Below are 12,430 nucleotides of genomic sequence, written 5' to 3'. Positions count from 1 at the left end.
TTAGCCTAGAGAATGAGAGGACAGTTCAAGGGGATGCCAGTCGCTATTCACCGCCAGATCGGGGCGCAGGCTCTGGGCATGGCGCAGGTAGGCATGGTAAATCGGTTGATCGGGGTTGGGGGTGTTGAAATAAATTAAGCAGCGGATACAGCGGGGTAGCCCCCCCTCCACATGCATTTGTTGGACATCCAGTAGGGGAACATTGCGCCAATGGGGGCATTCACGGGCGATCGCCGCCGGAAAGATCTGATCGAGGTCACGGGTGACAGAAAAGGTGACACTAATCACTTCCGAGAAATCAAGGGCATTGCGCCGCTCAATCTCGCCAAGGAGTTCTAAAACCGCCTCGCGGATTGCGGGGATTGAATTTTCAGTGGCGGTAGTTGCTCCACGAATTGCTCGGACGCGCCAGCCCACAGTGTGCTCCTCCATCAATCAAGCCACAAGGGTACTGTATCCAGCTTAGGGGCGATAGAGCCATAGGGGAAGTCCATTGGTCGCTATTTCAAATTCCAACCAATCCAAACCCGCTTGCCATGGCAAGGGGAGTCGTTCCTGTTGACGCGGCAAAAGACGAGCCAAGGGAGACTTGGGTTCTTCAATCGTTTGCACCTTGGTTTTTTCTGGGTCTAGACCTGCTAGTTCGGCGAGCCAGCGGCGGGCATCCTCCTCGGTTCCCAAGCGATCCACGAGTCCAAGAGCAAGGGCCTGCTCGCCGGTAAAGACACGGCCATCGGCAAAACTGCGCACTGTTTCCACGTCAAGGTGACGGCCTTCGGCCACGGTTTGGACAAATTGGTGATAGCTAGTGTCAATGAGGTCTTGGAGAATGCGGATTTCTTCCTCGGTGAGGTCGCGATCAAAAGCAAGAATGTCCTTGTAGGGGCCAGACTTGATCACCTTGAATGAGACCCCCACTTTGTCGAGGAGCCGTTGCAGGTTGTTGCCGCGCAGGATGACGCCAATACTGCCGGTAATGGTGCCGGGATTGGCCATGATGTACTGTGCCCCCATGCCAATATAGACGCCCCCGGAGGCCGAGATATTGCCAAAACTGGCAACGATTTTCATTTTCGACTGCAAACGCTTGAGGGCTGCATAGATTTCTTGGGAATCCCCGACGGTACCGCCGGGACTATCAATGCGCACCAGTAGTGCCGGGTAGCCCCGTTCTTCAATGGTTTTGAGGGCTTTGAGGACACGACGGCGAGTACCCCCAGCGATCGCCCCCGTAATTTCGAGGCGGGCAATTTGACGACGGTAACCACGGGATAAGGGCCAAGGCATAGGCAACAAGAGGTAATGAAACCGTAAAAATCCACTCGAATTTCTAATCTAGCAAGGTTCTAGGAAGCGGAGGGCGGTGTCTGCTTCACCATCGCTGCTGAGAGTCCCTCGGTGCCATTGCCGATATACCAAAGGGCTGCTGCGGCTTCGGCGTGGGTGACGGGTTTTTGGGGTTGGAGCAAGAGGGTTTCTCCCCACACACGGCGAATGTTCGAGAGATCCCCCGCGAGATAGTCAGCAGCCACGGCACTGATGGCGGGGGGGGCAATCCGTTGACTGTCTTTGAAGCCCCATGTGTGCTGGATGCGGTCAATTGTACTTGGACTTAGCCGTCCCTGTTGATCGAGGGGCACTTTCCACTGCAACAGGGTTTCACGGGTGAGGGGAGCATCGGGGCGAAAGAGAGCGCTGGTTTCTCCTGTTAGGGGGCTGGGCAAAAATCCCGCCATCGCTAGTCCCTGAATATAGGGAAATTCAGGATGATCGCGGGGAACATCTTGAAAGATGGGGGTATCGTTGCGGCTGCCCAAGCGGATTTGCCGAGCCGGGCGATCGGCATAAAAGCGGTTGTAGGTGGTCACCAGCCAACGCACAAACTGACCGCGGCGAATGGGGGTGTTGGGTTGCAGGCGATCGCCCGTGGTGCTGAGTACTCCCAGGTCGGCCAAATCGCGAATGGCCGGCTGTAGGGGGGTAGGAGCCTCCTCTAGATCAACAAACGTTTGGGGGGAGGAGGGGGTGGGTTGGGGTGTTGCCGTGGCGGTTGGGTTGTTCCTAGGGGTATAGGCGACGGTGAACGGGGTGAGGTTATTTTCGGGCACCGTGTTGATGGTGACGCTCACTTCCAGTTCTGGACTGCGCCCCTTGAGGGTGATCGTATTATCAGCCACCTGCTGCTCCACCAGTTGCCAGCCCGACTGTTGAAATTGCTGGGTATAGAATTGCTGGATGGCGATTGCTGGCGCCGCTGCTTGCCAACGGGTTTCGATTGTCTGGGGTGCTCCCGGTTGCGGCTGCGTGGTCACAAGGGTGGCATTGGGAAACCGTAAATTCTCTGGCAGGGTGATCGTCGGTTCCGGAGTGGGTGCCGCTGTGGGGGGATGACCCGCCCATTGATCAGCATTGGGATCGGCAGCAAACCAATTTTGTAAACCACTGCCCTCACAACTGCTCAGCAGCAGAGCACTCAAGAATAAGATCAATCCCAATTCCCGCGATCGCTTCAATGGTTGTCAGCCCTCAACTTGATACCTCTTTGCTGAGTACGGATTTTAATCGCCATAGTAGAAATGTCTGTCCCAACTCCAAGGGCAGCGGTGTCACCCCCTCAATACAGGACTGTACCCAGCCATCTCCCCAAGACCACTCCTGCCAGCCCTCAATGGCCTGTCGCAGCACCAGTACCAATCGCTCTGCCGTCAATAGTTCGACGCGATGTTCCAGCTTTAACCAAAGGAATTCACTGGTAAATGTATCGCCGACTTGCAGGCGATCGCCCGTGGTCTGGATCTGTAGCGGCCACAACCACTGCCGTAACTGAGCAGGCTGGGTCAAATACTCCCTCAGTTGTTCTGCCGTTGCCGGCACCTCAATGCGCAAATGGCTTGACTGAAATGTTCCCAGCATGGCTTTCCCTAGGAAGATAGGTAAGTGTAGCTGCGCAAACTCCGCTCATAGTTTTCGAGCAGGTGCTGCGCTTCTGCCAACGTAATTTGTTGTTCTGCAAGGGCTGCCTCAGTGCGACGGCGAATTTTTTCTAACAGGGCATCCCCTTGGTACTGCACATAACCCAAGACTTCTTGCATTGTATCGCCCCGCACCAAATGCTCAATTTCATAGCCTTTAGGGGTTAGACGGATATGGACAGCATTGGTATCCCCAAAAAGATTGTGGAGATTGCCCATGATTTCCTGATAGGCTCCATTGAGAAAGAGACCAAGGTAGTAGGGTTCCTCCGGCCGAAAAGGATGGAGTTCGAGAACGGATTTCACATCCCGCAGGTCAATAAACTGGTCAATTTTGCCGTCGCTATCGCAGGTAAGATCTGCAAGGATGCCCCGTTCTGTCGGTTCTTCATCGAGGCGGTGGATCGGCATGATTGGAAACAGTTGATCGATCGCCCAGTTATCGGGCACCGACTGAAACACCGATAGATTGATGTAGTAGATCGAAGCCATGATTTTCTCAAGGTCTTCAAGATCGTCGGGCACATATTCCTGCTGGCGAGCAATCTCTAAAATCTTGGCACAACAGGCCCAAAAGAGGCTCTCTGCCCGTGCCCGTTCTGGCAAACTCAAGTAGCCAAAGTTAAAGAGACTGATGGCTTCCCCCTTAAATTGCAGGGCATCATTGTAGGCTTCTTGATAGTTGCTCTCATCAATGGTTTGGTACGTGTCGTAGAGGTTGCGAATAATCAGGTGCTCATCCTCTTTCGCAGGTTCAGGGATCACCTTAGGGACTTCGCTGACCCCTAGGACATTAAAAATCAACACGGATTGATGGGAGGCAATAGCGCGGCCACTTTCACTAATGAGAATCGGATCGGGAATGCCCCGCTGCTGACAAGCGTCCTTAATGCCAGCCACGACATCACTAGCATAGTTTTGCATGCTGTAGTTTTTCGAGGCATGGAAGTTGGTTTTGGAGCCGTCGTAGTCCACGCCCAAGCCGCCACCGACATCCAGGTAGTGCATATTGGCACCGAGGCGCACCAGTTCACCGTAGATTTGTCCCGCCTCGCGAATGGCATCCTTGATGACACTAATGGCAGAAATTTGCGAGCCAATGTGAAAGTGCAACAGTTGCAGGGAGTGGAGCATTCCCGCTTCTCGCAGTTGTTCAACCGCAGCTAAGATTTCTGGCACTGTCAAACCAAACTTGGCGCGATCGCCCGCGGAGGTACCCCAACGTCCTACCCCTTGGGTGCTCAGTTTTGCCCGTACCCCCACCATCGGTTCAATCCCCAATGCCTGACTAACGGCAATGACTTCGGCCACTTCCTCTGGCTGTTCGAGAACAATAATGGGCGTGTGACCTAGGCGACGGGCGAGAATGGCTGTTTCAATGTAGCTGCGATCTTTGTAACCGTTGCAAATCAGCAGTGCCCCCGGTGTGGTCAGCATGGCTAAGGCAATCAGCAGTTCCGGTTTTGATCCGGCCTCTAGGCCAAACTGATGGGACTGACCAAAGCGTACTAAGGCTTCAATGATGTGGCGTTGTTGGTTGCACTTGACGGGAAAGACCCCCTTGTAGGTGCCCTGATAGCCATAGCGGGCAATGGCACGGGCAAAGCAGGCATTGAGTCGCTCAATCCGGTCTTCCAAAATATCGGAGAATCGCACAAGGAGGGGTAAACCAATGTTGCGCTGCTGGAGTGCCTGCACCAGTTCATAGAGATCCAATGATCCGCCGCGATCGCCCTTGGGAGAGACGGTGACATGGCCGGCGGCATTGATGCCAAAGTAGGGTTCGCCCCAACCCTGAATGCGGTAGAGCTGCTCGCTGTCCTCAATTGTCCAATTGCTGGTTTTCGTAACGGTTAATGCCATCGTGGGTGACACAGCAGCCATAGTGCTCTCCCAAACAAAACCCTGCTGATCCTAACTTGTTTTTGGCGGTGGTACCAATGCAATCCCCGCTCAGCTTTTCAGAAGCGTTCGGCTGGCATGGTAGCATTAGGGATCGCTTCCCCTACCGTTGACCGCCATGGCCTTTACGAAAATTTTGATTGCCAATCGTGGCGAAATTGCCCTGCGGATTCTGCGCACCTGCGAAGAACTGGGTATTGCGACGGTTGCTGTTTATTCCACGGTGGATCGCCATGCCCTGCATGTGCAATTGGCCGACGAAGCGGTGTGCATTGGGGAAGCCCCCAGTAGCCGTAGTTATCTCAACATTCCCAACATTATTGCCGCTGCCCTCACCCGCCATGTCTCGGCGATTCACCCCGGCTATGGCTTTTTGGCAGAGAACGCTCGCTTTGCCGAGATCTGCGCCGACCACAAAATTACCTTTATTGGGCCGAGTCCTGCTGCCATGCGTGCCATGGGGGATAAATCCACCGCCAAAGCGACGATGCAACAGGTGGGGATGCCGACGATTCCCGGCAGTGATGGACTGGTTCAGGATGAAGAAACCGCGCGGGCGATCGCCTGCAAAATTGGCTATCCCCTGATGATTAAAGCCACGGCTGGGGGGGGTGGTCGCGGCATGCGCTTGGTGCGCTCTGCCGAGGAGTTAGGGCGTGCTCTGAGTGCCGCCCAAGGGGAAGCGGAAGCGGCCTTTGGCAATCCTGGCGTTTATCTAGAGCGATTTATTGAAAATCCCCGCCACATTGAGTTCCAAATTTTGGCGGATAGCTATGGCAATGTCATTCATTTAGGGGAACGAGACTGCTCAGTGCAGCGCCGCCACCAAAAGCTTCTCGAAGAAGCCCCCAGCCCCGCCCTCACCCCAGAACTGCGTGCCAAGATGGGAGCAGCAGCAGTGGCAGCCGCCAAGGCGATTAACTATGTGGGCGCTGGCACCATTGAGTTCCTCCTCGACAGTCAAAACAACTTCTACTTTATGGAGATGAATACCCGTATTCAGGTGGAGCACACTGTCACGGAAATGATTACGGGGCTAGATCTAATTGCGGAGCAAATTCGCATTGCCCAAGGGGAACCCCTTAGCTTGACCCAAGAGCAGGTGCAGTTGCGGGGACACGCCATTGAATGCCGCATCAACGCGGAAGACCCAGAGCGCAATTTCCGTCCCCATCCCGGTCGCATTAGTGGTTACTTGCCCCCCGGTGGCCCTGGAGTGCGGATGGACTCCCATGTGTATACCGACTATGAAATCCCTCCCTACTATGATTCGCTCATCGGTAAGTTGGTCGTGTGGGGGAGCGATCGCGCCGCTGCCATTGCCCGCATGAAACGTGCGCTGCGCGAATGTGCGATTATGGGGGTGCCGACCACCATTCCCTTTCATCAGCAGGTGTTAGATACGCCGGAGTTCCGCAGTGGCATTGTCTATACCAACTTTGTGGACAAGCTCATGACCACCTTGGGCTGGAATGTCTGATGGCGAAGCAGGGGAAACTCTTGATTGCTGCCAGTGGTACGGGAGGACATCTGTTTCCAGCCCTTGCTGTGGCCGCTGAACTACCAGAGTATGAGATTCATTGGTTGGGCGTGCGCGATCGCCTTGAACAGAAATTAATTCCGCCCCATTACCCTCTGCATACGGTGAACTTTAGTGGCGTGCAGGGTAAAACGCCTTGGGCAAGGCTGCGCCCCCTCTGGCAATTTTGGGGTGCCTTTTGGCAAACCCGTCAGCTTTTGAAACAGGGACACTTTCAGGGGGTATTTACCACAGGGGGATACATTGCTGCCCCCGCCATTTTAGCGGCTCGCAGTCTGGGACGAGTGGCCATCCTCCATGAATCCAACGCCCTACCCGGCAAAGTCACCCGCTGGCTGGCCCCGTGGTGTACATTAGTGGCGCTGGGTACCCCCGCTAGCTTGGCTTACCTCAAGTCCAAGAAGCTGAACCTGCGGGTTACCGGCACACCAGTTCGCCCCGATATTCTCAACCCGCCGCAGTTGGATTTACCGATTCCCAAGGAGGTGCCCCTGATTTTGGTGATGGGGGGGAGTCAAGGCGCCGTAGCTATCAATCGCCTTGTGCGGGAAACCGTTCACCGCTGGCTCGAGGCCGGGGCTTGGGTGGTGCACCTCACGGGCAACAATGATCCCGATGCTCAGAGCGTCCAGCATCCCCACTACCTCGTCTTTCCCTTTTTTGAACCCATGGGGCCGCTGCTGCACCGGGCGGATATTGTCATTAGCCGAGCCGGCGCTAGTGCCTTGGCGGAACTGACACTCACAGGAACCCCGGCGTTGTTGATTCCCTACCCCTATGCTGCTGAAGATCACCAAACGGTAAATGCCGAAGTCTTGGTTACGGCTGGGGCGGCTGAGATGATTCGCCAATCGGCATTGACGAGCGATCGCCTCGGACAGATCATTTTAGAATGGCTAGGGCAGCCGCAAAAATTACAAGCCATGGCCGAGAATGCCCACCAATTAGCCATGCCCAACAGTAGTCAGCAGGTTGCTGATCTCATTCGTACGCTGATTCCCACCCCCTAGGAAATGTCTTATGCCCATCCGTCTCCTTTTTGTTTGTCTTGGTAATATCTGCCGTTCCCCTGCCGCCGAAGGGATTATGAAAGACTTGGTCAAAAAGGCCGGCCTAGAGCATGAGATTCAGTGTGACTCTGCCGGCACCAGCAACTTCCACGTTGGCGATCCACCGGATGCCCGCATGGTGATGACCGCACGGCAACGGGGACTGCACCTCAGTCATCGGGCACGCCAATTCCATGCCGCCGACTTTGAGGAATTTGATCTGATCTTGGCGATGGATCGGGAAAACTACGCCGATATTCTGCGCCTTGACCCTGAGGGGAAATACCGCGATAAAGTGCGGCTAATGTGCGATTTTTGCCGTCACCACAACGCCAAGGAAGTGCCAGACCCCTATTACGGTGGTCGTCAAGGTTTTGAGAAGGTGTTAGATCTGCTCACCGATGCCTGTGAGGGGCTACTGGAGCATCTCAAGGCCACCCATCCCCAATTACAGGAGCAGCATTGATGGACTATCGCAGTGCTGGTGTGGATGTGGCCGCTGGCCGTGCCTTTGTCGAGCAAATTCGCCCCTTGGTGCAGCGCACCCAACGCCCCGAAGTGGTGGGACGACTGGGGGGATTTGCAGGTTTATGTCAAATTCCTAAGGGCTATCGTCAGCCGCTGTTGGTCTCAGGAACGGATGGGGTGGGCACCAAGCTAAAACTGGCTCAAGCCCTTGATCGCCACGATACGGTCGGCATTGATCTGGTGGCCATGTGTGTCAACGATGTCCTCACCTGTGGTGCTGAGCCACTCTTCCTCTTGGACTACATTGCCTGTGGTTGTCTTGCGCCAGAGATCATGACCGCTGTCGTGGCGGGGATTGCCCAAGGATGTGAGGCGGCGGGGTGTGCCCTCTTGGGGGGGGAGACGGCGGAAATGCCGGGGTTTTATGCCGAAGGGGTCTATGACCTCGCGGGCTTCTGTGTCGGTGTGGTTGAGCAGGATCAGGTACTTGATGGCACTCAGGTACAGGTGGGCGATGTGGTGTTGGGCTTAGCCAGTTCTGGCTTGCACAGCAATGGCTTTAGTTTAGTGCGCAAAATTGTCAGCGATCGCCAGCTCAGTTGGCAGGATACCCCCCTTGGCTCTACCCCCCTTGGCGAGCTGTGCCTAGAACCAACCCGCCTTTATGTCCAACCCATTCGTGCTGCTTTGGCGCAGGGGGTTCCCATTCATGGTATGGCTCACATCACCGGCGGTGGCCTGCCAGAAAATTTGCCCCGCTGTTTGGGTCAAGGGCAATCCGCACAACTGGATCCGCAGGCTTGGCCGATCCCGCCATTATTCCACTGGCTAGGGGAGATGGGAGACGTCAGTTTGGGCGAACTCTTTAACACCTTCAATATGGGCATTGGGTACACCGTGGTTTTGCCGCCGTCAGCGGTTGCCGCGGCGCAGCGCTGTTTTGCCGAATGGGGGATTGAGAGCTGGCCAATTGGCACGGTCGTTGCTGGTAAGGGTGAAGTGTTGGGACTGCCTGCTGCCTAATCTATTCCCCTTTTGCCCACGCCTAGAATAAAGGTGCTGGCTGCTATCACGGACTGTTGCGAAAAATGACGGCTTCTCTCCTCACCCTTGAAAGTGGCGATCGCCTGACCCGCGAGGAATTTGAATACCGCTATGGCCGCTCTCCCCACATCAAGAAGGCTGAACTGATTAACGGAGTGGTGTTTGTGGCCTCACCCATTCGGGTTAGAAACCACGCTCAGCCCCATAGCAACATTTTGGGCTGGCTCTTTCACTACAGCATTGAATTTAGCGGCTTCATGGTTTGCGATAACGCCACAGTACGGCTCGATAACCAAAATGAAGTCCAACCTGATGTGCTGTTGCGCCTCGAAGAATCAGCGGGGGGGCAATCACGCATTAGTGCCGATGACTACATCGAGGGTGCACCAGAGTTCGTGATTGAAATTGCCTCTAGCAGTGCCGCCTACGATCTCCACGACAAGAAAGACCTCTATTGTCGCTATGGCGTCAAGGAATATCTGGTGTGGGTGGTCGCAGAACAGGCCTTCTACTGGTATCACCGAGAGCAGGGGAACTACATTCAACAACAGCCCGATCGCGAGGGCATCCTGCGCAGTCAGGAATTTGCCGGCCTCTGGCTAAATTTGCCTCCCCTTTTACAAGGGGATATGAAAGGCGTAATGTTCACATTACTACAGGGGCTAGCTTCCCCTGAATGCCAACGGTTTGCTGAAGCCTTGAAGCGGCAATCACAATAAATTTAGCGTTGCCCCCGGAGGCTCCGGAATGACTCAATTGGTCCATGTCATCCCTCTTGAAAGTGGCGATCGCCTGACCCGCGAGGAATTTGAATACCGCTATGAGCACTCTCCCCACATCAAAAAAGCGGAACTCATCAATGGAGTCGTGTTTGTGGCCTCCCCAATCAGAGTGAGAAAGCACGCTCAACCTCACGGACACATGATTGTGTGGCTGGGTACCTATGCGACACTGATGCCCAGTTTGATGATTTGTGACAATGCCACTGTACGGCTGGATGACCAGAATGAAGTGCAACCTGATGTGCTGTTGCGTCTCGAAGAATCGGCGGGTGGCCAGTCGCGCATTAGTGCCGATGACTACATTGAAGGAGCACCTGAGTTAGTGATTGAAATTGCCTCCAGTAGTGCTGCCTACGATCTGCATGATAAAAAAGACCTCTATTGTCGCTGTGGCGTCAAGGAATATCTGGTGTGGGTGGTCTCGGAACAGGTCTTCTACTGGTATCACCGAGAGCAGGGGAGCTACGTTCAGCAACAGCCCGATCCAGAGGGGATTTTACGCAGTCAGGAATTTGCTGGTCTCTGGCTAAATTTGCCTGCCCTTTTACAAGGGGATATGCAACAGGTGATGCGCACATTACAACAGGGGCTGGATCAACCACTTCCCAAGGAATAGAAGATGGAACGCTGGCAGTGGCGACTCAAGAGCTATCAAAAGGCATTTCAGAGACTTCAGGAAGGGGTGGAATTGTCTCGGACTCGACCTTTGAGCAACATAGAAAAGCAAGCGGTCATTTTTTTGAGAGGCTCGAATCTGAGGATGCAGGAATCAACCCTTGAAACAATTCTGGCGGTGATTCGTCGCCATCCAACGGTCAAAAGGGTCGTGCTCTTTGGCTCACGGGCAAGGGGGGATGCCCACAGCGGTTCCGATATTGATCTGGCGATCGCTGCCCCTGATATGGACTTTGACGAATATCTACGGCTACGGCGTGAACTGGCCGAACTAAACATTCCCTATATGGTGGACTTACTGAAGCTCGAGTACATTTCTGATCAAGCGCTACAGGAAAATATCCGTAACGAAGGGCAGATTTTGTATCAAGCACAATCCTTGATGATGACGGAGCAACTGTAGTCAATGCCTAGCAAATCTTGTAGACAGGTAACAATCATATCTCCTTTAGTTTCTCGGTGGTAAACTTTGGCATTGCAGTACCTCGTCGCGACTCAGCTTGGTGAACTTGTACAAGACTATTAGATTAAAGCAGGCCGCGATAGCGAATAAACGTCAGCACTGCCGCCCACGACCCCAAGGCCACTTTCAGGGCAATGAGAATATTCAGCCAAGGAATCCAGCCACCACTGAGGAGCGTGCCGAATTGACCCCTAGGCAATGCTACTCCCATCAGCAGGCTGGCACCACAGAGAATGAAAACAATGACGGAGATTTTTTCCCATGTCGCTGCATGGAAGCGACGATAAATGCTCTCTAACCACTCTGGGGCTGAGGTAATAGCCACAAGACCGATCGCCGTCCCGCCAGCAACGCCAGCCGCAAATCCGCCCCCCGGACTCAGGTGCCCCCGCAAGGCCAACTCAATACACACAAGGGAGCAAATGGTGGCGCCAAATCTTGCCAAAACAATCGAAGGCTGATCATTAAAGCGGCTAACGTGGCCAAGGGGTTTTTCATTGCTGAGCAAATACTGCGCCCCCATGATGGCAAGGGTAAATACCACCACTTCAAAGATGGTGTCGTACAAGCGATTGCGCAAAATCACAGCGGTAACGGCATTGGGAATCGCACTCTGGCTAACAAGGGTTTCGACAATGGGAATCGTTGGTACCGCAGGTAGGGTGGGGATCATCAGCATTTTCACGAGCAGCAGCACTGCCGCAATCCCATAGAGCCACATCATGCCGCTGACTCCTCTTCACTAGGCAAGGGGTAATACACGAGTTCTGTGAGACTGGTGAGGTGGGGCTTGAGGATGGTGTAGAGACGTGGTACACGGGTCATTGTTAACATCTGCGTCTGTTCCTCAGCACATAGAGCATGAATTTCACGATCCTGAAGTGCTATTTTGAGTTGCTCAAATGTGGGATAAATGATTAATTCAACGCGCAAATGATAGGGGGCAACGGCTTCACGAATGGCTTCTAGTAAATGATCCAAGCTATCGGTGGAGAGTGCCGAAGCTAAGATGCCCAATCGCAGCACCAAGGAAGAGCGTACTGCAACCGCGTAGAGCATAATTGAGAGCATTGTGCCCACTAGGGCTTCGGTTAGCGCCACATCGGCAGCTCCGAGAATGGCATAGAGGAGAGCCGCCACGGCACCAATAATGCCGCGAATGACAAGGGCGTGGTAGGGATTCTCCTGAAACACCAGCATCAGAGCTGTTAGGGGTAGGAGTGCAGTGACAGCAATGAGCCAGTTATCCATCAGTGTCCTCCCCTTGGGAGCAGTAGGCCAAAACGTAGCCCAGAATGGTATTCCAGAGGGCAAGGGAGATCAATGCTAAGACTAGAAGGGGCCATTCGCGGGGAATGCGTAGTAACACCCCGATCATGATCGCCATCGAGCCTAGAGTATCGGAAACTGACAAAAAATGAAGTTTATAGAGGGGCGATCTCCGGCTTACTAGCGGCCAAGTTCCCCACAACCAAAGAAATAAACCAAAACTAATACAGGCATAACTAAGCCATTGTAAAATCACTTGCCCCCTC

The 12,430-nt window shown here is 54.1% G+C and carries 15 protein-coding genes; 7 read left to right on the top strand and 8 right to left on the bottom strand.

Annotation, left to right across the window (positions count from 1 at the left end):
* The 5 genes from aroH to speA are packed head-to-tail and all read right to left on the bottom strand — an operon-like array spanning position 1 to position 4,835.
* Positions 1-432 (bottom strand): chorismate mutase, encoded by a 432-nt coding sequence (gene aroH, locus NBE99_RS04470; RefSeq protein WP_305879888.1) that lies wholly within the window; start codon positions 430-432, stop codon positions 1-3.
* 30 nt (positions 433-462) lie between these two features.
* Positions 463-1,287 carry a signal peptide peptidase SppA gene (gene sppA, locus NBE99_RS04465; protein WP_250683290.1) on the bottom strand — a complete coding sequence of 275 codons (825 nt, stop codon included), beginning with the start codon at positions 1,285-1,287 and terminating at the stop codon, positions 463-465.
* Between the two features lie 59 nt (positions 1,288-1,346).
* Positions 1,347-2,477 carry an S-layer homology domain-containing protein gene (locus NBE99_RS04460; protein ID WP_250683289.1) on the bottom strand — a complete coding sequence of 377 codons (1,131 nt, stop codon included), beginning with the start codon at positions 2,475-2,477 and terminating at the stop codon, positions 1,347-1,349.
* Positions 2,478-2,526: 49 nt separating this feature from the next.
* Positions 2,527-2,913, bottom strand: coding sequence for a hypothetical protein (locus NBE99_RS04455; protein WP_250683288.1), 387 nt, complete (start codon positions 2,911-2,913; stop codon positions 2,527-2,529).
* Between the two features lie 8 nt (positions 2,914-2,921).
* On the bottom strand, positions 2,922-4,835 hold the full coding sequence (gene speA / locus NBE99_RS04450) for a biosynthetic arginine decarboxylase (protein ID WP_250683688.1): 1,914 nt from the start codon (positions 4,833-4,835) through the stop codon (positions 2,922-2,924).
* Between the two features lie 157 nt (positions 4,836-4,992).
* Here speA and accC point away from each other — a divergent pair, with 157 nt between their 5' ends.
* The 7 genes from accC (at position 4,993) to NBE99_RS04415 (ending at position 10,835) form a co-directional block, all read left to right on the top strand.
* Entirely contained in the window at positions 4,993-6,354 is a 1,362-nt protein-coding gene (gene accC / locus NBE99_RS04445) for an acetyl-CoA carboxylase biotin carboxylase subunit (protein WP_250683287.1), read from the top strand.
* The gene (gene murG, locus NBE99_RS04440; RefSeq protein WP_250683286.1) at positions 6,354-7,424 is read left to right on the top strand and encodes an undecaprenyldiphospho-muramoylpentapeptide beta-N-acetylglucosaminyltransferase; all 1,071 of its coding nucleotides are present in this window, start codon (positions 6,354-6,356) and stop codon (positions 7,422-7,424) included. Before accC ends, murG begins: the two co-directional genes overlap by 1 nt.
* A gap of 10 nt (positions 7,425-7,434) precedes the next feature.
* Complete coding sequence (locus tag NBE99_RS04435; RefSeq protein WP_250683285.1) at positions 7,435-7,929, top strand: low molecular weight protein-tyrosine-phosphatase; 495 nt, start codon at positions 7,435-7,437, stop codon at positions 7,927-7,929.
* Entirely contained in the window at positions 7,929-8,954 is a 1,026-nt protein-coding gene (gene purM, locus NBE99_RS04430; protein WP_250683284.1) for a phosphoribosylformylglycinamidine cyclo-ligase, read from the top strand. Before NBE99_RS04435 ends, purM begins: the two co-directional genes overlap by 1 nt.
* A gap of 65 nt (positions 8,955-9,019) precedes the next feature.
* A complete protein-coding gene (locus NBE99_RS04425) occupies positions 9,020-9,694 on the top strand; it encodes a Uma2 family endonuclease (protein WP_250683283.1) in 675 nt (224 codons plus the stop codon).
* 28 nt (positions 9,695-9,722) lie between these two features.
* A complete protein-coding gene (locus tag NBE99_RS04420; RefSeq protein ID WP_250683282.1) occupies positions 9,723-10,373 on the top strand; it encodes a Uma2 family endonuclease in 651 nt (216 codons plus the stop codon).
* Between the two features lie 3 nt (positions 10,374-10,376).
* Entirely contained in the window at positions 10,377-10,835 is a 459-nt protein-coding gene (locus tag NBE99_RS04415; RefSeq protein WP_250683281.1) for a type VII toxin-antitoxin system MntA family adenylyltransferase antitoxin, read from the top strand.
* A gap of 124 nt (positions 10,836-10,959) precedes the next feature.
* On the opposite strand, the gene NBE99_RS04410 is transcribed toward NBE99_RS04415, so the two are convergent.
* From NBE99_RS04410 to NBE99_RS04400, 3 genes are read right to left on the bottom strand one after another with little or no spacing between them, the layout of a single operon-like run.
* On the bottom strand, positions 10,960-11,619 hold the full coding sequence (locus tag NBE99_RS04410) for a Na(+)/H(+) antiporter subunit B (protein ID WP_250683280.1): 660 nt from the start codon (positions 11,617-11,619) through the stop codon (positions 10,960-10,962).
* Positions 11,616-12,146: a DUF4040 domain-containing protein gene (locus tag NBE99_RS04405; protein WP_250683279.1), complete on the bottom strand. Its 531-nt coding sequence runs from the start codon at positions 12,144-12,146 to the stop codon at positions 11,616-11,618. Before NBE99_RS04405 ends, NBE99_RS04410 begins: the two co-directional genes overlap by 4 nt.
* On the bottom strand, positions 12,139-12,417 hold the full coding sequence (locus NBE99_RS04400; protein WP_250683687.1) for a monovalent cation/H(+) antiporter subunit G: 279 nt from the start codon (positions 12,415-12,417) through the stop codon (positions 12,139-12,141). The genes NBE99_RS04405 and NBE99_RS04400 overlap by 8 nt, the downstream gene beginning before the upstream one ends.
* Between the last annotated feature and the right edge of the window lie 13 nt (positions 12,418-12,430).

This window comes from Thermosynechococcus sp. HN-54 (assembly GCF_023650955.1).
Classification (GTDB): domain Bacteria; phylum Cyanobacteriota; class Cyanobacteriia; order Thermosynechococcales; family Thermosynechococcaceae; genus Thermosynechococcus.
The sequence above is the reverse complement of the archived record's forward strand: the minus strand, read 5'-3'. Positions and strand labels throughout refer to the sequence as shown.

Excerpts from the sequence above, each read along its gene's own strand:
- aroH (WP_305879888.1), bottom strand. The coding sequence starts at position 432 with ATGGAGGAGCACACTGTGGGCTGGCGCGTCCGAGCAATTCGTGGAGCA.
- sppA (WP_250683290.1), bottom strand. The coding sequence starts at position 1,287 with ATGCCTTGGCCCTTATCCCGTGGTTACCGTCGTCAAATTGCCCGCCTC.
- NBE99_RS04455 (WP_250683288.1), bottom strand. The coding sequence starts at position 2,913 with ATGCTGGGAACATTTCAGTCAAGCCATTTGCGCATTGAGGTGCCGGCA.
- speA (WP_250683688.1), bottom strand. The coding sequence starts at position 4,835 with ATGGCATTAACCGTTACGAAAACCAGCAATTGGACAATTGAGGACAGC.
- accC (WP_250683287.1), top strand. The coding sequence starts at position 4,993 with ATGGCCTTTACGAAAATTTTGATTGCCAATCGTGGCGAAATTGCCCTG.
- murG (WP_250683286.1), top strand. The coding sequence starts at position 6,354 with ATGGCGAAGCAGGGGAAACTCTTGATTGCTGCCAGTGGTACGGGAGGA.
- NBE99_RS04435 (WP_250683285.1), top strand. The coding sequence starts at position 7,435 with ATGCCCATCCGTCTCCTTTTTGTTTGTCTTGGTAATATCTGCCGTTCC.
- purM (WP_250683284.1), top strand. The coding sequence starts at position 7,929 with ATGGACTATCGCAGTGCTGGTGTGGATGTGGCCGCTGGCCGTGCCTTT.
- NBE99_RS04425 (WP_250683283.1), top strand. The coding sequence starts at position 9,020 with ATGACGGCTTCTCTCCTCACCCTTGAAAGTGGCGATCGCCTGACCCGC.
- NBE99_RS04420 (WP_250683282.1), top strand. The coding sequence starts at position 9,723 with ATGACTCAATTGGTCCATGTCATCCCTCTTGAAAGTGGCGATCGCCTG.
- NBE99_RS04415 (WP_250683281.1), top strand. The coding sequence starts at position 10,377 with ATGGAACGCTGGCAGTGGCGACTCAAGAGCTATCAAAAGGCATTTCAG.
- NBE99_RS04410 (WP_250683280.1), bottom strand. The coding sequence starts at position 11,619 with ATGATGTGGCTCTATGGGATTGCGGCAGTGCTGCTGCTCGTGAAAATG.
- NBE99_RS04405 (WP_250683279.1), bottom strand. The coding sequence starts at position 12,146 with ATGGATAACTGGCTCATTGCTGTCACTGCACTCCTACCCCTAACAGCT.